17 protein-coding genes are annotated in these 21,113 nt (G+C 57.0%); 2 read left to right on the top strand and 15 right to left on the bottom strand.

The window, feature by feature from the left end; all coding sequences use genetic code 11:
• Nucleotides 1-347 precede the first annotated feature (347 nt).
• From OZX62_RS03300 to OZX62_RS03260, 9 genes are all read right to left on the bottom strand, one after another.
• The gene (locus tag OZX62_RS03300; protein ID WP_277177014.1) at nt 348-1,142 is read right to left on the bottom strand and encodes an amino acid ABC transporter ATP-binding protein; all 795 of its coding nucleotides are present in this window, start codon (nt 1,140-1,142) and stop codon (nt 348-350) included.
• Between the two features lie 149 nt (nt 1,143-1,291).
• On the bottom strand, nt 1,292-2,281 hold the full coding sequence (locus tag OZX62_RS03295) for an amino acid ABC transporter permease (protein WP_277176586.1): 990 nt from the start codon (nt 2,279-2,281) through the stop codon (nt 1,292-1,294).
• A 201-nt stretch (nt 2,282-2,482) separates the two neighbouring features.
• Nucleotides 2,483-3,412 carry an ABC transporter substrate-binding protein gene (locus tag OZX62_RS03290; RefSeq protein WP_277177013.1) on the bottom strand — a complete coding sequence of 310 codons (930 nt, stop codon included), beginning with the start codon at nt 3,410-3,412 and terminating at the stop codon, nt 2,483-2,485.
• A gap of 131 nt (nt 3,413-3,543) precedes the next feature.
• On the bottom strand, nt 3,544-4,023 hold the full coding sequence (smpB, locus tag OZX62_RS03285) for an SsrA-binding protein SmpB (RefSeq protein ID WP_277158969.1): 480 nt from the start codon (nt 4,021-4,023) through the stop codon (nt 3,544-3,546).
• A 158-nt stretch (nt 4,024-4,181) separates the two neighbouring features.
• Nucleotides 4,182-5,513, bottom strand: a complete 1,332-nt coding sequence (locus OZX62_RS03280) for a CHAP domain-containing protein (RefSeq protein WP_277176585.1) — start codon at nt 5,511-5,513, stop codon at nt 4,182-4,184.
• 103 nt (nt 5,514-5,616) lie between these two features.
• Nucleotides 5,617-6,540, bottom strand: coding sequence for a permease-like cell division protein FtsX (gene ftsX / locus OZX62_RS03275; protein WP_277176583.1), 924 nt, complete (start codon nt 6,538-6,540; stop codon nt 5,617-5,619).
• Nucleotides 6,537-7,859, bottom strand: coding sequence for a cell division ATP-binding protein FtsE (gene ftsE, locus OZX62_RS03270; protein ID WP_277176582.1), 1,323 nt, complete (start codon nt 7,857-7,859; stop codon nt 6,537-6,539). Before ftsE ends, ftsX begins: the two co-directional genes overlap by 4 nt.
• 93 nt (nt 7,860-7,952) lie before the next feature.
• Entirely contained in the window at nt 7,953-9,116 is a 1,164-nt protein-coding gene (prfB, locus tag OZX62_RS03265; protein ID WP_277176581.1) for a peptide chain release factor 2, read from the bottom strand.
• Nucleotides 9,117-9,331: 215 nt separating this feature from the next.
• Nucleotides 9,332-9,463: a hypothetical protein gene (locus tag OZX62_RS03260; protein WP_277176580.1), complete on the bottom strand. Its 132-nt coding sequence runs from the start codon at nt 9,461-9,463 to the stop codon at nt 9,332-9,334.
• Nucleotides 9,464-9,588: 125 nt separating this feature from the next.
• Here OZX62_RS03260 and dapD point away from each other — a divergent pair, with 125 nt between their 5' ends.
• Nucleotides 9,589-10,593 (top strand): 2,3,4,5-tetrahydropyridine-2,6-dicarboxylate N-succinyltransferase, encoded by a 1,005-nt coding sequence (gene dapD / locus OZX62_RS03255; protein WP_277176579.1) that lies wholly within the window; start codon nt 9,589-9,591, stop codon nt 10,591-10,593.
• Nucleotides 10,594-10,743: 150 nt separating this feature from the next.
• Here the strand turns inward: dapD and OZX62_RS03250 are convergent, their stop codons facing one another.
• The 3 genes from OZX62_RS03250 to OZX62_RS10000 all read right to left on the bottom strand — a co-directional run bounded on the left by OZX62_RS03250 (nt 10,744) and on the right by OZX62_RS10000 (nt 14,555).
• The gene (locus OZX62_RS03250; protein ID WP_277176578.1) at nt 10,744-12,039 is read right to left on the bottom strand and encodes a citrate synthase; all 1,296 of its coding nucleotides are present in this window, start codon (nt 12,037-12,039) and stop codon (nt 10,744-10,746) included.
• Between the two features lie 325 nt (nt 12,040-12,364).
• Nucleotides 12,365-13,141: a type I methionyl aminopeptidase gene (map, locus tag OZX62_RS03245; RefSeq protein ID WP_277176577.1), complete on the bottom strand. Its 777-nt coding sequence runs from the start codon at nt 13,139-13,141 to the stop codon at nt 12,365-12,367.
• 262 nt (nt 13,142-13,403) lie between these two features.
• Nucleotides 13,404-14,555: a DUF308 domain-containing protein gene (locus OZX62_RS10000; RefSeq protein ID WP_348519301.1), complete on the bottom strand. Its 1,152-nt coding sequence runs from the start codon at nt 14,553-14,555 to the stop codon at nt 13,404-13,406.
• Between the two features lie 220 nt (nt 14,556-14,775).
• Here OZX62_RS10000 and OZX62_RS03235 point away from each other — a divergent pair, with 220 nt between their 5' ends.
• Entirely contained in the window at nt 14,776-16,854 is a 2,079-nt protein-coding gene (locus tag OZX62_RS03235; protein WP_277176576.1) for a M13-type metalloendopeptidase, read from the top strand.
• Between the two features lie 132 nt (nt 16,855-16,986).
• Here the strand turns inward: OZX62_RS03235 and OZX62_RS03230 are convergent, their stop codons facing one another.
• The 3 genes from OZX62_RS03230 to OZX62_RS03220 all read right to left on the bottom strand — a co-directional run bounded on the left by OZX62_RS03230 (nt 16,987) and on the right by OZX62_RS03220 (nt 20,961).
• Nucleotides 16,987-17,634: a single-stranded DNA-binding protein gene (locus OZX62_RS03230; protein ID WP_277176575.1), complete on the bottom strand. Its 648-nt coding sequence runs from the start codon at nt 17,632-17,634 to the stop codon at nt 16,987-16,989.
• 390 nt (nt 17,635-18,024) lie between these two features.
• A complete protein-coding gene (locus OZX62_RS03225; protein ID WP_277176574.1) occupies nt 18,025-18,873 on the bottom strand; it encodes a 3-hydroxyacyl-CoA dehydrogenase in 849 nt (282 codons plus the stop codon).
• A gap of 273 nt (nt 18,874-19,146) precedes the next feature.
• Nucleotides 19,147-20,961, bottom strand: coding sequence for a proline--tRNA ligase (locus OZX62_RS03220; RefSeq protein WP_277177012.1), 1,815 nt, complete (start codon nt 20,959-20,961; stop codon nt 19,147-19,149).
• Nucleotides 20,962-21,113 lie beyond the last annotated feature (152 nt).

Raw genomic sequence — 21,113 nt, 5'->3', positions numbered from 1 at the left:
CTAACTGACGTGGTGGGGTGAGGATATACGATGTCCGACACGCTCCGGGCTGAGCCGTTAAGCAGAAAGTCCGATGGACTTTCTGTAGGCGAAGTGAGCGCGATGTATCGAGCGCGAAGGCAAAATCTCTGATTTTGCACAGGCCAAGTCTTTACGGTCAAGCATCGCATATCCCAACCCCACCACTCAACCTAACTTATGCCATCTCAATTGTTCTAATCGTTGAGTAGCTGGGCGGAGATATGCGATGTTCGGGCATAAGACACGGCCGAGCGGCCAAGGAGCGTCCCGAACATTGTATATCTCCGCCCAGCTACGCCAGTCAGAAACCTAGTAAAAATTATTAGCTAAAGCACGTGGCTAAGGAAGTCTTTGAAGCGGGACTCCTGAGGATTGTCGATGATTTCGGGGCCGCCGTGTTCGACGACCACTCCATCGTCCATGAAGACGATCTGGTCCCCCACTTCGCGGGCGAACCCGATTTCGTGGGTCACCACAATCATGGTCATGCCGGCGTCGGCCAGCGAGCGCATCACGCCAAGCACTTCGCCCACCAGCTCCGGATCGAGCGCTGAAGTCGGCTCGTCAAAGAGCATGATCTTCGGGTTCATCGCAAGGGCACGTGCGATGGCGACACGCTGCTGTTGCCCGCCGGAAAGCTGCATCGGATAGTAGTCGGCCCGGTCGGCCATGCCTACGCGCTCGAGCTCGCGCATGGCCTCTTCCTTCGCCTTGGCCTTGGGGACCTTGGCGACGTGGACCGGCGCCTCCATCACGTTTTCGAGCACAGTACGGTGCGGGAAGAGGTTGAAACGCTGGAAGACCATCCCGAGCTTCTCACGCTGCCTGGCGATTTCCTTGTCGTTCAGCGTCTGCAGTTCGTCCTTGCCGCCGTGGTTGACGTGCTTGTAGCCGATGAGTTCGCCGTCGACCTCGATGCTGCCGCCAGTCAGCGTCTCAAGCTGGTTGATCAACCGCAGGAACGTGGATTTGCCGGAGCCGGAAGGCCCCAGAATCACCGTCACCGTGCCCGGCATCACCGTCATATCAATGCCTTTGAGCACATGCAGGCTGCCGAAGGCTTTGTGCACTTGGGTCGCTTTGACGGCTGGCACCGTCGCTTTGCTCAAAGGCGTCTGCATTGCGGTGTTGACGCTATCGGTGCTGTTAGTGCCGTTGGCAGCCTCAGAACCGCTGGCGCCCTTGAGACTTTCGTTTCCCCGCGAATCTGGCTTTATCTGTGCAGGCGAATTGTTCTTGGTCATATCGTTCATCTCCGTCTCGTCCTTCCTCACGCGTTCAGTCCGAGGAACGCGGTTTCACCTTCATTGCCTTCGGCGACCTTTGCAGCCGGTTTTTCCTCTTTAGCGTCGCCGTCACCGGCTTTGGGACCGTTGGAACCTTCGTTGAAGCCCTTGCCGAAGTATCGCTCGATCCAGGATTGCGCCACCATGAGGATGGAAGTGATCACCAAGTACCAGAAGCACGCCACCATAAGCAGCGGAATCGGCTTGTAAATGCGGTTGGCGATGGCGTTGGTGGCGAACTGAATCTCGAGGCTGAACGGCACCGCGGAAACTAGCGAAGTGGTTTTGAGCATGCTGATGACCTCGTTGCCCGTTGGCGGCACGATGATGCGCATGGCCTGCGGCAGGATCACGCGGCGCATAATCATCGAACGCGGCATACCCAGCGCCTCGGCGGCCTCGCTTTGCCCCGGATCCACGGCCTCAAGTCCGGCACGCACGATTTCGGCGAGATAAGCGGATTCGTTCAACGCCAAGCCAAGCATCGCGGCGAGGAAGCCCGGGGCTATAAGCTTGTTGAGCTGCGCGGTGTCCATCGACCAGAAATTGATTTTGGTAAACGGAATTCCCAGCGAAATCGTCGGAATCAGCACCGAGAAAAGGCCCCAGAACACCAACTGCGTGTAAATAGGCGTGCCGCGGAAGAACCAGATCCAGAACCAGCTCACCCCGCGCAGCACAGGGTTGACGGATTTGCGCATCACGGCAAGCAGCACGGCCAGCACGATGGCGATGAGCATGGAGGTCACGGTGAGCACGAGCGTCCAGCCGATGCCGTTCAAGACGTGCTCGTTGAAGAGATATTTCCAGACAATCGGCCATTCGAAATGGCCGTTGGTCACCATGCCATACCCGAGCAGCACCGCAAGGAACGCGACGATGATACCCGCAATCAGCGAACCGGGGCGAAACACCGGCCTTGCGTGGATCCGATTGGGAATATCCAGCCCGTCAGATTTGTCTTTATGCACCATAACGTTTCTACCTCTTCCGTAACTGCCTTTTCGCCTGCAAACTACATCAATCACCAATACAGAACGTCATAAACCTATCTGTATAATATACGAGGCTACGCATAATCGTGCTCTTGTCTCATATTCCAAAAATCCGGATACAACAATCCGATCGACACTTCATATCAGCATCGATCGGATCGCATACGTACCAGCCGAAAACTACTTGACGTCCTCGTAGTTGTTGATCTTGGCCTCTTTGACAGCGCCTGACTCGCTGCCCCAGGACTTGAGGATCTTCATGTACGTGCCGTCGTCAATCAGCTTCTGGATTGCGGCCTGAACGGCCTTCGCTGTCTGCATGTCGCCCTTCTTGACCACCACTGCTTCGGGGGTGAGGTTGAAGGCCTTGCCAAGGAACTCAAGCGAGCCGTTGCTCTTCTTGACGGCATAGCCCGAAACCGGCGAATCGGCGACGAACGCATCGGCCTTGCCGGTGGAGACGTTCGTGGCCACCACGGTTTGCTCCTTCATCGACTGGATGTCGATGGCCTTCTTGCCGGCGGCAGTGCACTGGGTACTCAGTTTCTTGACCGTATCCTCATGCACGGTTCCGGTCTGCACCGCGACGCTGTGGCCGCAGAGGTTGTCGGTCGTCAGCTTCTTCGGGTTGCCCTTTTGCACCACGAAAGTGGCGCCTTCGTTCATGAAGGAAACGAATTCGCCGGCGTCCTTACGTGCGGGGTCCATGGTGAAGCCAGAAATGCCGACATCGTATTTCGAGCCGACGCCCGGCATAATCGAGTCGAACTCGGCGGAGGTCGGGTCGAATTTGAGGCCGAAGACCGCGGAAATCGCCTTGGCCATGTCCATCTCGTAGCCGATCGGGGTCTTGCCATCCTTGTCGAGGAACTCGGCAGGCGCATAATCCGGTGAGGTGCCGACGGTGAACTTGCCGTCTTTCTTGATCGAATCCGGAAGCATCGCAGCAATCTTCGGATCCTTCTTCACCGAGCTCGTGATGGAACCGCTGCTCTTCGGCGTCGAGCTCTGATCGCTTTCGTCGGTGGTGCCGCACGCGGCCACGCTGGCCAGCATCGCGGTGGCACAGACACTCGCCAGAACGACCTTGATCGACTTGGAAATTTTCAGCGACATATTGAATCCTCTCTGGGGCGGATTCACACGTTCCGCCTTCTTCGTATAAATGCATAATATACTCACCTACGTATTTATGCAAAAAATCCATCTCAATAAATGGACAACAAAAATGAGAAATAGACTTACCGTACGAGCTTGTTCTTGTAGCGCATCGCACGCAGCGCCTCGCGCTTGTCTTCTGCTTCGCGCAAAGACTGGCGTTTGTCATATTCCTTCTTACCTCGAGCCAAGGCAATCTCGGCCTTCACACGGCCATCCTTGAAATAAAGACTCAGCGGCACGATGGTATAGCCCTTGGCTTCCGTCTGGCGGCTGAGCTTGGCAATCTGCGAGGCGTGCAGGAGCAGCTTGCGCTTTCGCTTGGGAGCGTGGTTGTTCCACGTGCCGTTGAGATATTCGGGAATGTTCGCACCTTCCAGCCACATCTCACCGTTGCGGTCAATCGAGACGAACGATTCCGCCAGCGACGCGCGGCCTTCGCGCAACGACTTCACTTCAGTGCCGGTGAGCACCAGGCCGGCTTCGTAATGATCTTCAATCGTATAGTTGTGGCGCGCCTTGCGATTCTGCGCGATGAGCTTTGTACCTTGTTCCTTCGCCATGCCTCTCCCCTTTGCCTGAAACCCTGTTTCCCGATTTTCCTTCACATCTGATATGCCCCGACCATAGCACGAACGCGCCACCCGGTAAGGGCAGCGCGTTCGCGACTCGGAAGCTATCGGCAATCAATCAAACCAACAACCGAAACCAGCCGTCAGTATCAGTAGATGTATTCGTAAGCGCTCGAGGCACCGATGGTCTCATAGGCCGGGAACGTGGAGAATCCAGTTCCGCCTTCGGAGATCATCATCATGCCGCCGCTGATCGACTCGACCACGGCCACATGGCCATAGGTGTAATCGGAAGTCCAATGTCCGCCGACGCTCTGGCCACGGGCGAATACCACGACCGCGCCGACGGCGGGCGTACGGCCGACCGACCAGCCTAGAGCACGCGCGCTGTTGGCCCAGTCGCCGCCGTTACCCATGGTTCCGGTGACAGGCCTGCCCAAGGCATTCCTACGCATCCAGGCCCAAAGCGTGCACTGACGAGGCGGGTACGGCGCGTATCCACCGCTCCAGGCCGGAACCGAAGGAGCTGCAGGAGCAGGCGCTGGCGCGGGAGTATAGCTGCCGCCGCCGGAGGATGAGCCACCGCTCCATGTCTGCCCGCTGGAATGCGCGTTGTAATTGTTGTTGTAGGCGGCCGCCTGAGCTTGGGACTGCGCATCGATCTGCGCTTTCAGCGAGACCATCTGCGCCGCGGCCCTTGCGGAATCCGTGGTCAGCTGGCTCTGCTGGCTTTGCAGATAATCACGTTGGCTCATGCCTTGGTTGAGCAGGTCCTGCAGGCTGCTCTGCTTGGCCTGCGCGGTCTGGGCGGCCTGCTGGGCCGCGGCCGCGTCGCTGTCCGCCTGAATCTTGAGCTTGGAAATCTGCGCTTCGATGGCGTCAAGACGCTGCTTGCGATTCATGGAGGAGTTGAGCGTATTCGCGTCCTCGTCGGCGGCGTTGGCCTCGCTGCGCTTGACAGCGGCCTGAGACTGCATCTTATCAACGAAATCCTGGGTGGTGGAAGACTTGGTGACCACGTCCATCACCTGCGTGGCCTGCGTGGCGTGGAAGCTGTCACGCGCCACCTGTGCGACACCGGCCTTCGCATCATCGTAATCGATGCCGGTCTGCTTGATCTTGGCCTGCAGGTCGTTCTTGTCTTTGATGGCGGCGTTGAGGCGGTCCGTTGTGGACTGCGCAGCGGTCTGGGCCTGTGTGGCGCTGCCCTGTGCGGCATCGGCAGCCTGCTGGGCCGCAGGAATCTGGTTATCGGTCAGATCGTTGAGCTGGATGATCTTATTCGCCAAATCGGAATTGACCCCGGCAAGCTGATTGCGCAGATCGCTGGTTTCCTGTTGCTTCTGCTGGTAATCCCCCCAAGTGGCGGCCTCGGCCTGTGCCGGATTGATGGTAAATACCGCAGCGGCGGAAGTCAGAAGCGTAGCGACGGCAAGTACCATCCCCACAAACAGACGCAAACGTTGAGTGACTTTCAGCACGACAACACCTTTCTTAAGTAATGCAAGTGTCCCCATTGTAACAAACCCATATTATCGGTCCGGATAGTGAGTCTGCTACAACATGATAGTAGGTCTTGGTCTCCTAAACCCGCAGATATCGCCGTAGGGATACCGTCGAAACGATAGCGGAAAGCAGCATCGCGCCGACAACCAGCGCCGGGGCCATCAGCCACACCGTCGCCTGATTGACAAACGGCATCCACTGCACCGTCTTGGCAAGCCAATCAGTGATGAACAGCTTGACGATGGCGCTCAGGGCCGCGCAAGAGAGCAACGAGCCCAACAACGAGGCCAAAACGCCTTCAAGCACGAACGGTAATCGAATCGTCCAGTTCGAGGCGCCCACCAGACGCATGATCTCGGTCTCGTTTTTTCTGCTCGCCGCGCTCATACGTATGGTGATCGCCGTCAGCAGGACGGCCACGACCACCATCACCGCCGCCAATACCAACGTGACCACGGTGCCCTTGTTGAGCACCGCGAAGACCGGGTCGAAGATCTGCCTCTGGTCGAGCACCTCCTCGACCCCTTGGCTGCCCGAAAGCGTTTCGGAGACCTCTTGGTATTTGGTCGGGTCTTTGAGCTTGAGCCTCAACGAATCCTGCATATCCGCGGCCGTGAGCGTCCGGCCCTGATAAATGCCGTTCGGGTATTGCTTGAGGAAGGTGTTCTTATAGAAGTCCTCGCGGCTTTCGTAGGTGATCTTGGAGACCACGTTGCCGAGTTCGCTGTGAATCTTGTGCTGAAGCTGGAGAATTTCCTGCTGGGTGGGCGCCTTACCGGCCGAGCAGTTGGCCGCCTGGCTGGTGCCGTCGGGGCAAAGCCAGACCACGACTTCGACCTCTTTGTACCAGTCGCCCTTCGCCTTGGTGATCTGCGCCTGCATCAGGCCGGAAGCGCCGATGAAGAGGAAGGAGATGAAGGTGACCAACAGCACGGAAAGAATCATCGAGACATTCTGCCTCAAGCTCGTCCATGTTTCAGAAAGAATGAACCGTGCTCTCATTTCCGCTCCTCCGCATTCTTGCCGTTGCTGTTGCTACGAACTTGTGCGTCCTGGACTTGTTTGTTTTGCGGCGTGCGTTTGCCTGCCGCCTGGGTTGGTTGTGATTGCGATTGCGACGGCGGAACCGGGGGTGCGGGAAGCGACGGCGCTTTGGTCTTTGCTTCTGATTTGCTTGCCTTCGCTTTATGGGCACTCGTTTTATCAACGTTTACCGTGTCGGCCTTCGTGGCTTGCGCTTTACCAGCATTCGCCGCATCGGGTTGAGCTGAACCAGATAGCGGCTTGTGCGCGCTGGTCATCTCCTCGGCCGTAAGGCCTTTGCCCCAGGTCATCGTGGTCTCGGCCGATTGGAAGGCTTCGCCGTATCGTCCCGTTCTGCCGGAATGCACGGCATTGGCGAGGCGTGCGATGCCTTCATTTTCGCCGGTTCCGTTGGCCACTGCGTCGGCAACAACATCCATGGCCTGGGTGGCGACGATGGAACGGTCATCAATGGGTTGGGCATTGCCGGCCTGCCCATCTGCCGGCGATATGACCTTGGCAAACGTCTGTGGACGCTTGAATTTGCTGGCGTTGGGGTCAATGACCTGTTTGGCCTTGGATTCCACGTCGGCATCCGGGAAGTAGCGAGCCGAATCATAGCTGCCCTTGGCTTCGTCACGCACGATCTTGCCTGCGTGCAGCTCAACAACGCGCTTGCGCATGGAATTGACGATTTCCTCGTTGTGGGTGGCCATCACGATGGTGGTGCCGGTACGGTTGATCGCGTCCAGGACCTCCATAATGCCCAAAGACGTTGTCGGGTCGAGATTACCGGTAGGCTCGTCGGCCAAAAGAATCTGCGGGTGGTTGACGTAGGCGCGGGCGATGGCCACACGCTGGGCCTCGCCACCGGAAAGCTCGTGCGGATAGTTCTTTTCCTTGCCGGTAAGTCCTACGGTTTCAAGGACTTTCGGCACCAGCGACTTGATGGTCGAACGACGCGTGCCGATTACTTCGAGCGCGAAGGCGACGTTCTGCCAGACGGTTTTGTTGTTCAGGAGCTTGTAATCCTGGAAAATGAAACCGATCGAACGGCGATACTGCGGAATCTGACGGGAATTGAGGCGACGCAAATCATTGCCGGCCACACGGATTTCGCCGTCCGTAGCCTCTTCCTCACGCAGCAGCAGGCTCAGCAATGTCGTTTTGCCAGAGCCGGAAGCGCCGACAAGAAAGACGAAATCGCCGCGTTCGATGTTGAGGTTGATATGGTCGAGGGCGGGCCTGGTACCCTTCGGGTAGATCTTGGAGACCTTGTCCAATGTGATCAACGCCATAATGCCGTTTCCTTACTGTTTGCTGCTCAAGCCCAAGTCTACGGACTCCAGCATCGCAGATTGTCCTGATTCTATCGAAGTCACCGAAAGTCTTTACTTTTTACCGTTTGCTTTGGTTTTGTCCTCGGCCTGCTCAGCCTCAAGCGCTGCCTGACGACGCTGTTCGTGACGCCAACGAATACCGGCATCGATGAACCCGTTGATATCGCCGTCAAAAACCGCCTGCGTCTGGCTGGTTTCGTAGCCGGTGCGCAAATCCTTGACCATCTGGTAAGGATGTAATACATACGAGCGCATCTGGTCACCCCAGCTGGCCTTGATGTCGCCAGCCAGCTCTTTCTTCTTCTTGGCTTCCTCTTCGTGGCGGAGCACGAGAAGGCGGGACTGGAGCACGGCCATGGCGGCGGCACGGTTCTGAATCTGGCTGCGCTCGTCCTGCATGGTCACCACAATGCCGGTGGGTAAATGGGTGATACGGACCGCGGAATACGTGGTGTTGACGCCCTGTCCGCCGGGGCCCGACGAGCAGTAGGTGTCCACACGGATATCAGAATCGGGGATGTCGATGTGGTCGGTCTCTTCGACCAGCGGCACCACTTCGACCGCCGCAAAGCTGGTCTGACGGCGACCTTGGTTATCGAAAGGTGATATACGGACCAGGCGGTGCGTGCCGCCCTCTACGGAAAGACGGCCATAAGCGTAAGGCGCATCTACTTCGAACGTTGCCGATTTGATGCCCGCTTCTTCGGCGTAGGAGGTGTCCATCACCTTGGCCTTGTAACCGTTACGCTCGGCCCAGCGAAGGTACATGCGCAAGAGCATCTGCGCGAAATCGGCGGCATCCACGCCACCTGCGCCGCTTCGGATGGTGACCACCGCGCTGCGTTCGTCGTACTCGCCGTCGAGCAGCGTCTGAATCTCCATCTCGTCGAGGTCCTTTTGCAGGGCGTCAACGCCGTTCTGGGCCTCTTTCATCGAATCGACGTCATCCTCTTCCTGGCCGAGCTCGTAAAGGGTCTCGATGTCGTCAAGCCTACTCGAAAGGGAATCGAGCTTCTTGATCAGCCCCTGTTTGTTGGAAAGTCGGCTCGTGACCTTCTGCGCGTTCTCGACGTCATCCCAGAGATTCGGCGCCGATGCCTCTTTCTCAAGTTCATCGATTTCGGACTTCAGGCGATCGACGTCCAACGCCTTTTCGATCGTCTCGTATTTGCTACGTGCCTCGCCCAACGCTTGTGAAAAATCAAATTCTGCCATTGCACTCCACCTTATGTTTGCTCGCTGAAAACTCTCTGATTGCCGTCTCGGCGCAAGATTGCCGGATATCCGATTTCGTTTCCCGTTCTTACGGTTTCCGCAAACCTTCTGGTTTTATAAGGCACGTAGCGATTCATTATCTTCAACGAATTCTGCGCCACAAAACCGGCTGCTTCGACCGTCACGACCTTGCCACCGTAATATACGCAAAGTCGTCAAAGACCCGCATAGATTGCAGGAATCACCAACGCAAGCAGCATCGAAGCAGCCACGACGATGCAAATCGCCCGCACGATATTGCGGCGACGGCTCTCGCGGCGTTCGCGATCTTTCCTGTAATCACTCACAATCCTTCATTGTATCGAGCCTACGGGATTTAGCGTCGCTCTTGGGCTTTCCAGGGACAAAAATGCCAATATGCGCTAGATTAGAGACATATTTATTTCAAACAATTGAGCAAAAAGGAGCGAGCATGAGTGACGAACGGACGGCTTGGGGCTGGGGTCTGGCCTCGATCGACGAGGCAGGCAATACGCTGGATGTGTGGTACCCGAAGCTTGAGATGGGTGCAGCGCCCGATGAGGCTTCGCGGCCGCAACACGGCTTCGGCGCTTTGGCCTATGAACAGCCGGATGCCCGCGGGGTGCGGCGCGTTCCTGTGTTCACCGTCTCATCTCTCGACTCCCCCATCACCGACGCTGCCGACGCCTACCTGCGCCTGCATTTGCTGAGCATGTGCATGGTCGAGCCGAACACCATCAATCTCGATGGCATCTTCGCCAAGTTGGCCAACGTCGTGTGGACCAACTACGGACCATTCGCCACCGAGAACTTCGCGCTGCGCAAGATGGACGTGATGAACGCCGTGGCGAAGTCTGGCGCTGTTGCCGGCGGCATGCCCGCTCCTCGCGTCGATGTCAATGTGCTCGGCGTTGATAAATTCCCACGCATGATCGACTATGTGGTGCCCGAAGGCGTGCGCATCGGTGACGCGGACCGCGTACGTCTCGGAGCTCACCTGGCCGCCGGAACAACTATAATGCACGCTGGGTTCGTCAATTTCAACGCCGGAACGCTCGGCACTTCCATGATCGAAGGTCGGGTCTCGCAGGGCGTCACGGTCGGCAACGGCTCTGACGTCGGCGGCGGATCGTCCATCATGGGCACGCTTTCGGGCGGTGGCAAGCTACGCAACTCCATCGGCGAGCACAGCCTCTTGGGTGCGAACGCCGGCATCGGTATCTCGTTGGGTGACAACTGCGTGGTGGAGGCGGGCTTGTACGTCACCGCCGGCACGAAGATCACCATCCATGATAAGGCCAAGATCGCGGCGGGCGAACCGCTCGAAGTTGTCAAGGGCTCCGAACTTTCCGGCAAAGACAACATCCTCTTCATCCGCAATTCGGTGACCGGCGCCATCGAGGCCCGCTACCGCAAGGTTGGCATCGCTTTGAACGAGAAGCTGCACAAGAACTAAGGCTTTATGGCTTTATAGCAAAAGGTTGGTCAATAGCTTTCAGAAACGTTGGCATTCTGCCAATGTCATTGAACTATCGACCAACCTTTTATTGTTTAAAAGTCGCCAAACATAAAGTACTGTCTCAGAACCCGTTTCCTGTCACCCGTTTCAGCGCCGGTCCATCGGCACATAATCACGTTCGGTTTCGCCGGTGTAGACCTGGCGCGGACGGCCTATCTTGGTCTGTGGGTCCGCCAGCATTTCCCGATATTGCGCGATCCAGCCGGGAATGCGGCCGAGCGCGAACAGCGGGGTGAACATCGGGGCGTCGAAGCCGATGACCCGATACAGCAGTCCGGTGTAGAAATCGACGTTCGGATAGAGATGGCGTGAGATGAAATAATCGTCGTGCGTGGCGATGTCCTCAAGTTCGGTGGCGATGGCGAACAAAGCCCGTTCGTCGGCCGGCAGATGATTGTCAACGTCGCCTCGCGCCATCAGCTGCTCAAGATAATGCTTGGCGACCACCGCGCGCGGGTCGTAGCATTTGTAGACGCGATGGCCGAAACCGGAAATACGTTTCCCGTCCCTCTTCGCGTTCTCGACGAACTGACGTACGCATTCGCCGGAATCGCGGATGACCTCGAGCTGCTTGAGCACCGCTTCGTTGGCACCGCCGTGCAGCGGCCCGGAAAGCGCGTTGACACCAGCCGCCACCGCCGAATACAGATTGGCGTGGGCACTGCCGGCGATACGCACCACGGAAGTCGAGCAGTTCTGCTCGTGGTCGGCGTGGATGATGAGCAAGCGGCCAAGCGCGTGGATGGAAAGTTCGTCGGATTCGTATGGCTCGTAGGGCACGGCGAAGCACATGCGCAGGAAATCGTCGACGTAGCCGCGGGCGATATCGGGGTACAGCATGGGCTCATCGCGACGGCGGCGATAAATATAGCTGACAATGGTACGAGCCTTGGCCATGATGATACGCGCCGATTCGTCGAGCTGGTCGGGGTCGCTGATATCCGTGGTGTCCGGATAAAAAGCCGCGAGCGCATTGATGGCCGAGGCGAGCACGCTCATCGGTTGGGCGGAACGCGGGAACGAAGCCATGAAGCTGCGGAAGTCCTCGCCCACCATCGTGCGATGGTTCAGGTCGAGGCAGAACTGGTCGTATTCGGACTTGGTCGGGAGCTCGCCATGTTGCAACAGCCAAGCCACTTCAAGGAAATCGGACTGCTCGCAAAGCTGCTCGATCGGGTAGCCGCGATAGCGCAGAATGGAATTCTGGCCGTCGATGAAAGTGATTTTCGACTCGCACTGGGCGGTGTTCAGAAAGCCTGGATCAAGGGTGACGAAGCCGTCGTTTTTGAGGCTGGAGACCACGATGCCGTCCGCGCCTTCCGTGGCCTTGACCACAGGCAAATCGAACTTGCTCGCGTCAACATTGAGTTTTGCCTCCACCATGGCTTTCACCTTCCCTTTCAGCCCCATTGGCGGCTTTGCCACCCGTTTTCCTGTATAAACAGACAAAATCGAGAGCACTGTCGCAACCAATCAGGGATTGAACATACCTTATTGCATGAATGTAAACTGGCGCAACCGATGTCCACGTTCCGTACATTCCCGGTCTCAAAAATAGGGTTTTGGGATCATTTGGGGTTATTTAGGATTATAGAAATTATCGATTATAGGAAAAACACCGAGGTTAAACCAAAAGCGGCACCCGCACTTCAAGTTGCGGATGCCGCTTTGATAAATATGAGGGCTTTTTATTCAGCCAAATCGACGATTACTCGCGAACGGTCAGAATCTCGGGGCCATTGTCAGTGATGGCGATGGTGTGCTCGCTGTGGGCGCCGTTGGAACCGTCGGAGCTGCGCAACGTCCAGCCGTCCTTGGCGTCCTGATAAATCTCGTCGGTGGTCTTCATGAACCACGGCTCGATGGCGATCGTGAGGCCCGGGCGCAGCTTGTAGCCGTGATGGGCCTTGCCGTCATTGGGCACGAACGGGTCGCCGTGCATGACGTGGCCGATGCCGTGTCCGCCAAACTCCATGTTGACGGTATAACCGTGCTCGTGCGCCACGTCGCCGACGGCGGCGGAGACGTCGCCAAGCCGGTTGCCGGACTGTGCCGCTGCGATGCCGGCTGCGAGCGCCTCTTCGGTGCACTTGATTAGAGCGATATCCTCAGGATCCGGGTCCTTGCCGACCACGAAGCTGACCGCAGAATCGCCGCACCACCCGTCGACGCTGATGGCCAAGTCGAGGCTCACCAGATCGCCGTCTTTCAAGGCGTAATCATAGGGAACCCCGTGCAGTACCGCGTCGTTGACCGACGTGCAGATGTAATGCTTGAAGGGGCCGGTGCCGAAATCGGGTGCATAATCCACATAGCAGGATTCGGCGCCCTTACGGCTTTCGATGCGACGACGGACGAGGTCATCGATCTCGAGCAGGTTGGTGCCGACTTTGGTGGTTTCCTGCAGCTCTTTGAGGATGCTGCCGACGAAACGGCCGGCCACCTTCATCGAAGCGATTTCCTTTGGCGTTTTCAATTCAATCATGCCTTCACCCTACTTCGCTCGGCCAACAATCTGAGAGCTATCTTTCGATTCGGTTCATGAAAGAATCGGCAACGAAATATTATCGAAAGTAATTTGTTGTTATCAAATCTGAAAAATACCCCGACGTTCTGAGTGAATCGTTCAGAACATCGGGGCGTTATGTATCTAATGAGCTCTATCAATGCTAAATATCGACAGCTGTGATAAGCGCCCTGCAACCCTATCGGCCTTGCAGAGCGCTACCGGCTTTCAGATGTCGCTATCAGTTCTTGCCGAAACGGAAGGCACGGATGATGGCAAGGATACCCATGACCACCATGGCGATTCCGGCGAAAACGACCAGGATGATAACCGAAGCGAACGGAGAGAACAGGACGACGATACCGGCGAGGATGGAGATGATGGCGTAGAAAATGGCCCAGCCGGACTTCGGCAGACGCCATGTTTCCACGAGCGCCATGATGCCTTCCATAATCCAGCCGATGCCGACGGTAAGCGTGACCAGAATCGTGAGCAAAGCCGTGGAAATCGCAGTGTTCTTGAGCATAATCACACCACCAATCACCAGAAGCAGACCGACGAGAATGTCAAGCACGCGCCAACCGCCCGGCAGCCCGTTTTCTACGATGGCGCCGATGACGCGGATGACGCCGGAAACCACGAAATAGGCACCCAAAACGATGGCCACGGCCACCAGCGTCTTGCCTGGCCAGATCAGCAGGGCCAGGCCGAGCAAAAGAGCAACGATTCCGACCACGCCGTAGACGATACGGATGGTTTTCTTCGCTTGGTTCGGCAGCCACTCCTCAGCCAGCTTGAAGGGGTTCATGCGCCACCATTCGTTGCTGCCAGGCTCGGCAGAGCGGGGGTTGAAATGGTTGCCGTTGACTGCGGGGCCACCGTTGCCGGCTTGCTGCTGGCCGTTCTGCGCGTATTGGTACTGGCTGCTCTGGTTGGCGTTGGCATATTGGTTACCGGCAGCGTAGGCATTGCCGTTCTGATACTGCTGACCATACTGGTTGGGATTGTTGGCATACGGACCGTAACCGTTGGGACCATAGCCGCTGTATGGAGCCTGATTCGGGTTGGCATTCTGACCCTGTCCATTGTACGGAGCCTGGTTCGGGTTCTGCCCTTGACCGTTATAGACGTACGGATTACCGTTCGGTCCGCCCTGCGGAGCGCTACCTTGATTGCCGACATATTGGCCGTAATTCTGGCTGCCCTGGCCTGCGTTCTGTGAGTAGGTATTGCCGTTCCCGGGCTGGCTCGGATTCCCGTTCATAGCGTTGGCATTGGGCGTATAAGCCCCATATTCCGGCTGGCCAGCGGACTGGCTGGTTGCCTGTTCCTGATCGTTGCCGCTATTCTCATTCACGTTCGAATCATTTTCATTGGTATTGGCGTCTGACATATCGACTCCTTTTTCTTGTTGCCGTCACCATGAAATCATGTGACGGCACTTCAATTCAACTACCATGTCATTCAACAGATAAAAATAAAAGCTATTCCTTTGCTACCGCCTTATCGCTGCTGAAACCGCAGCAAATCCCGATAAAAACCACCCAATCCCGCACGGTTTTTCCTTCATTCTTTTCCCGCTTCTTGTCAGCGAACGCCGATACAGTGGAGCCATGTCTACACCTTTGATTTCAGGCCTTGATACGACCTCATTCTCCAGCACCATCAGCCCCGGCGACGACCTGTTCCGCTTCGTCAACGGACCGTGGATCGACACTTACGAACTTCCCGACGACCGCTCGCGTTACGGTGCTTTCGACAAGCTCGCCGAAGACGCTGAAAGCCAAATCCGCGACATTCTGGAAGACGAAAACTGCCCGGCGCACAAGTCGCAGAGCCTTTACCGTGCATTCCTCGACACCGATGCCATCGAAGCAGCCGGCATCAGCCCCATTAAGGACGCGCTCGATCGCATCGACAACGCCGCCGACAAAGCGGAACTGACGAAAGTTCTGGGCGAACTGAGCACGCTCGGCGGCCCCGACTTCTTCGATTGCGGTGTCTACGGCGATCCGGGTGACCCAGAGCACAACATTCTGCATATCGAACAAGGCGGCATCGGCCTGCCTGACGAAGCCTATTATCGCGAGGACCATTATGCGCCGATCCGCGAGCAGTACGTACACATGGTCATGAAGCTTCTGATGCTGGCCAATTACGGTGACAGTGCGAAATGTGAAGCCGATGCCAAGCACTTCCTCGAAGTTGAAACCAAAATCGCCTCGAACCACTGGGACAACGTGGCCACCCGTGATTCTCAGAAAACTTACAACCCAACTAATTTCGCAGAGCTGGATTCGACACTCTCCCACTTCGATATCGCCTCATACCTTTCCGCTTGGCAGGACGCATATGATAAGCTGCCAGCCGCCAAGTTCCAGCCATTGGACCTCACGGCAGCATTTAGCCGCACCATTGTGCACGAGCCGAGCTTCCTTTCCGGTTTCGACAAGTTCTGGGACCAGAGCGACCTCGATGATCTGAAGCTGTGGGCGCGCGTGACGATGATCAGCGGTTCCTCCAGCACATTGAGCAGCGATTTCGACAAGACCCAGTTCGATTTCTACGGCAAGGTGCTTTCCGGCGCCAAGCAGCAGCGCGACCGCTGGAAGCGCGGTGTCTCACTGGTCAACGGCATTTGCGGCGAAGAGGTCGGTCGTGAATATGTCCGCCTTCACTTCCCCGAAAGCTCGAAGGAACGGATGGAGCAGCTGGTCGCTAACATCATCGAGGCCTACCGTGTTTCGATTTCCGGCAGCAACTGGCTGGGCGAAGAGACCAAGGCCAAGGCCCTCGAAAAGCTCTCAAAGTTTACTCCGATGATCGGCTACACCAATCACTGGCGCGACTACACCGCTCTTGACATCAAGCCCGAAATGAGCCTGATGGAAGACCTCAATGCCGCCGTCGCCTACGAGACCGGATTCCAGTTCTCCAAGGTCGGTCAGGTCGTCGACCGCGAGGAATGGCTCATGAACCCGCAGACGGTTAACGCCTACTACGAGCCTTCCATGAACGTCATCGTCTTTCCCGCCGCCATCCTCCAGCCTCCGTTCTTCAACCCGGATGCGGACGACGCGGCCAACTACGGCGGTATCGGCGCGGTCATCGGCCACGAAATCGGGCACGGTTTCGACGACCAAGGCAGCCAGTACGACGGCGACGGCAAGCTCAATGATTGGTGGAGTGCCGACGACAAAGCGAACTTCCAGAAGCTCACCACAGCTTTGATTAACCAATACAACGGATTCATCCCCTCCCAGCTTCAGGAAAAGTATGCGGACGATTTAAGTCAGGCCTCGCACGTCAACGGCGCGCTGACCATCGGCGAGAACATCGGCGACCTCAGCGGCGTCAACATCAGCCTGAAGGCCTACGCCTTCGCACTCGACAAGGCTGACGGACGTCCGGTAGACGGCTCTCCGGAAGCGGTAGCCGTGTCGCTGGCGAGCGCCCCGGAAATCGACGGTTACACCGGATTGCAGCGCTTCTTCCTGAGCTACGCCTCCATCTGGCGCACCGCCCAGCGCGAAGAGCTGACGGAACAGTACCTGCAAATCGATCCGCACTCTCCTGCCGAGTTCCGCACCAACGGCATCGTGCGCAACGTTGACCTCTATTATCAAGCCTTCGACGTCAAGCCGGAAAACAAGCTCTGGCTTGCCCCCGAAGAGCGCGTATCCATCTGGTAGCCGATACTCAAGCGAGTCGACGGCAATATGCAATAACCGATTGCCTGGGACTTACTTGAGTACGATGAGACGATATTGTGGTCGGAGCACAGCCATTGTGCCCCGGCCACTTTCTTATTCAATTCACGTTTATTATCCGACAGAGGCCACCAAGCGATCGGCCGTGGCATGCCCTTCAAAGACTTCGCTGGCATCCCACGGGTCTTCACCGGCTTCGTCTCCGGGTTCCACACTCCCGCTTGAGCTATGACCGCTGCTTCCACTGCCCTGCCGGTTATTGTTCCCGTCGTCTGAACCCAGATTCTGGCCTCCGTTTGGCTTATCGGCTTGTGCCTCACTGCTGCCGGCCGCCACGTTCTGATTCTGGCTCTGCCCTGCATCCCCCGAATTATGCGCGTTCCCCTGTTCCTTGCCGCTCAGTTTCACGCGTCGGAATGTCGAGGTGCCGAAGCTCAGGTCATGGCCGACACTGGTTGCTTCCATCACTATTTTGCTGTGCTTCGTACCGTCACGAGTCCATTCCTCGGTCGCCAGATTTCCCGTGGCGATGACCGGATCACCTTTGTGCAGGCTCGAATACACGTTCTCGGCCAACTGACGGAATACCTTGACTGCGATCCACGTCGTCGGACGGTCGCGCCACTCATTGACCGCTGGATTAAAATACCTCGTCGTGCAACCGATTCTGAACGAGACGGCGGCAGGACCTCCTTCCTTGCCGAAACTTTGCGGGTCTGCGCCCATGAACCCTGAAATCGTCACCGTACCTTGCTGCGTCATCGGCTCTGCTCCCTTGCGAAATTGTGTTCGTCTGTTGGTGGACTGCGGGATACGTCACCGGCAACGGAACCCAGCCACATATGCAGCAAAAATCCCGGCGCTGAAACCAGCTCAACCGTACCCCGCGGTTCTTCCAGTATGCAGGCCGGAACCTCAGGTTTTCAAGCCAAACCGGGCACTGTGGTCGAACGCTCGGGGCCTCGGCGTGTTGTGGATGCAATGTGGACGAACGAGGCAGTATCCACAGCGAAATCCGAAATGTGCACAACACGTAACAGGGATAACAGAGGTCAGAAACAGCGGTGTATCAACCGAATCGCCAAAAACGACAGCGGCGCCGCTATCGGATTTGAAGAAAATAATGAATGCGTGCACACGCTTCGGAGCTACTCACTCATAGTCACAGAAGCCATGACCTGAGATCTTGCCCATCTTGCCCTTGTCGATGAAGTCCTCCTTCAAGCGACGCGCAAACTCCTTCTGAACGGGGTCGGGCGAATCCTTGGAAAGGTTGTAGGGAGTCATCATGCCAACGGTGTCATAAATCTGGAACGGGCCGGTGGGCGCGCCTGTGGCGATGCGCCAGGTCTTGTCGATGTCTTCGAACGAGGCCACACCACGCACCCACAGATCCGCGGCGGCGTTGAGCAGCGGAACCAGCAGCGAATTGAGCACATAACCCGGCTGCTCCTTCTTGATGCGAATCGGGACCATGCCGATTTCCTCGGCGAATTCAGCGACCTCTTCAAACACTTTCGGATCGGTCTTCGGCTGAGCCATGACCTCGCCGGTGTTGAACTTCCAGATCTCGTTGGCAAAGTGCAGGCTCAGGAACTTGTCGGGACGGTCGACGAACGGCGCCATCTTGCTCGGCAGCAGCGTGGAGGAATTGGTGCAGAACACGGTCTTGTCCGGCGCATACTTGCTGACCTTCTCCCATGTGCTCTGCTTGATGTCGAGACGCTCCGGAATGGCTTCGATGATGATGTCCGCGTCCTTGACCGCGTCCTTCAGATCGGCGGTGGTGCGGATGCGCGAGACGGCGGCATCGAGCTTCTCATCGGTGGCATCGGGAATATCACGCTTGTACTGCTTCTTCAGATATTCCCAGCGCGCCGGAAGTCCGGCCAAAATCTCATCACTGATATCGTAGGCGACAACGTCCTTGCCCTTATAGGCCGACTGGAAAATAATCTGGGAACCAAGGACGCCAGTGCCCAAAACCGTAAGATTCTGCATTGATTTCTTCTTTCGTAATCGTCGCTGCGGATGCATTCGACGAATTCGCAGCGATCTGGATACGTCGGAATGGCATCAGCTCTTCGATACGATTCCGAGTCTTACATTTTTATCTTACCTAAAATGCGCTCGATTGCATATTTAAATCATCGTTTTGATATGAATTTAGGTAATTTTTCCATATTTTTCGACGATTTATTTATTTTCTATCACAAAAAAATATGGCCGCCTCCGTTATAGGAGACGACCACATTTGGTTTTTGTTCTAATGTTTTAGAGCATCGCGGCGTAACGTTGCGCCAGAGTTTCGGAGGCCTCGCCAGCCGGAACCTTCACTGCATTCTCGCCATTACGATCACGCACCTCGATGGTGCCATCGTTGAGATAGTCACGGCCGACCACGGCGACCAGCGGCACGCCGAGCAGCTCGGCGTCCTTGAACTTGACGCCCGGAGAGACCTTCTTACGGTCGTCGTAGATGACTTCGAGACCCTTGGCTTCGAGCTCTTCGACGAGCTTTTCGGCACCATCGAACGCCTCGTCTTTCTTACCTGTTGCGACGACGTGCACGGCGGCAGGCGCGATATTGACCGGCCAGGCCAGGCCCTTTTCGTCGTGATGGGTTTCGGCGATGCAGGCCATGACGCGCGAAACACCGATGCCGTAGCTGCCCATCCATACCGGCACGGCCTTGCCGTTCTGGTTCAGGACCTTCAAACCGAGCGCCTCGGAATACTTGAGACCGAGCTGGAAGACCTGTCCGATTTCCACACCGCGCTCGAAGCTCAGCGGGCCGGAGCCGTCCGGGCTCATGTCACCATCGCGGACTTCAGTCGCCTCGACGGTGCCGTCAGCCTTGAAATCACGGCCATAAACCATGTCGAAAGCGTCAACGCCGTCCTTGTCGCCGCCGGTGACCCATGCGGAGCCTTCGGCAATATGTGCATCAACAAGGTAACGAACCGGATCCTTGATAGCGGAGCCCTCAACGCGAGCCTGCGGTCCCAAAACGGACGGTCCGATATAGCCCTTGACCAGTTCGGGATGAGCCTTCAGATCGGCTTCGTTGGCCTCTTCAATCTCGGCAGGTGCGAACTGCGCTTCGAGACGCTTCATGTCGATCTGACGATCGCCGGGCAATGCCACGACGACGACCTCGCGCCACGGCTTGCGATGGTCCTCGTTCTCATCATCGGGCTCACCGGGATGCTTGACAGTGATGACGACGTTCTTGAGCATATCGGTCTGCGCCCATTGACGACCGTCTTCGCGAGGATACAGCGCGTTGCACTGGCTGACCATCTCGTCGATGGTCTTGGCATCCGGCAGATCACGCAAGCTCATCGCCGGAGTCTTGGAGCAATCGATAGCAGGAACTTCCGGAGTGGTAAGGGCTTCAACGTTCCATGCCTTACCGCTCGGAGCCTTGGCGAAGGTATCCTCACCAATGGCCATCGGCGAAAGGAACTCCTGAGATTCGAAGCCGCCCATCGGACCGGAAACCGCGTGGACCATGATATAGCCCAGATCGAGACGCTTGAAGATGCGCTCGTAAGCGTCGCGCTCCTCGACGTAGGCCTTCTTCAGCCCGTCCTCGTCGATGGTGAAAGAGTAACCGTCTTCCATAATGAACTCGCGGCCACGCACGAGGCCGGCGCGCGGACGGAATTCGTCGCGGTACTTGGTCTGAATCTGGTAGAGCGTTACCGGCAGATCCTTATAAGAGGAATACATGTCCTTGACGAGCAAGGTGAACATTTCCTCGTGGGTCGGGGCGAGCAGATAATCGGCCTCGTGGCGGTCCTTCAGGCGGAAAATGTTCTCGCCATACTCTTCCCAGCGATGCGTCGCCTCATATGGCTCCTTGGGCAGCAGAGCCGGGAAATGGACTTCCTGACCGCCGATGCCGTTCATTTCCTCACGGACCACGGCCTCGATTTTGTTAAGGACGTTCAGGCCGAGCGGCAGCCAGGTCCAGATACCGGGCGCGGCCTTGCGGATATAGCCGGCTCGCTGGAGCAGGCGCGCCGAATCGACGTCGGCGTCGGCGGGGTCCTCACGCAGCGTGCGCAGGAACAGGGTGGACATACGAAGTGCTTTTGTCATGGTTCCTAAATTATTCGCGCGAGCCGACATTGACGGCGTTACCGAAACGAATGTGGACAAGCGTTCAGCCATGCACATTGTGTCCACAACACGCCGAGACCTCGAACGTTCGACCACAGGAGCCGTTCCGGCTT

Source organism: Bifidobacterium sp. ESL0690, assembly GCF_029392315.1.
Classification (GTDB): Bacteria; Actinomycetota; Actinomycetes; order Actinomycetales; family Bifidobacteriaceae; genus Bifidobacterium.
Note: the sequence above shows the minus strand (reverse complement) of the source record. Positions and strands in the feature narration are given on the sequence as shown.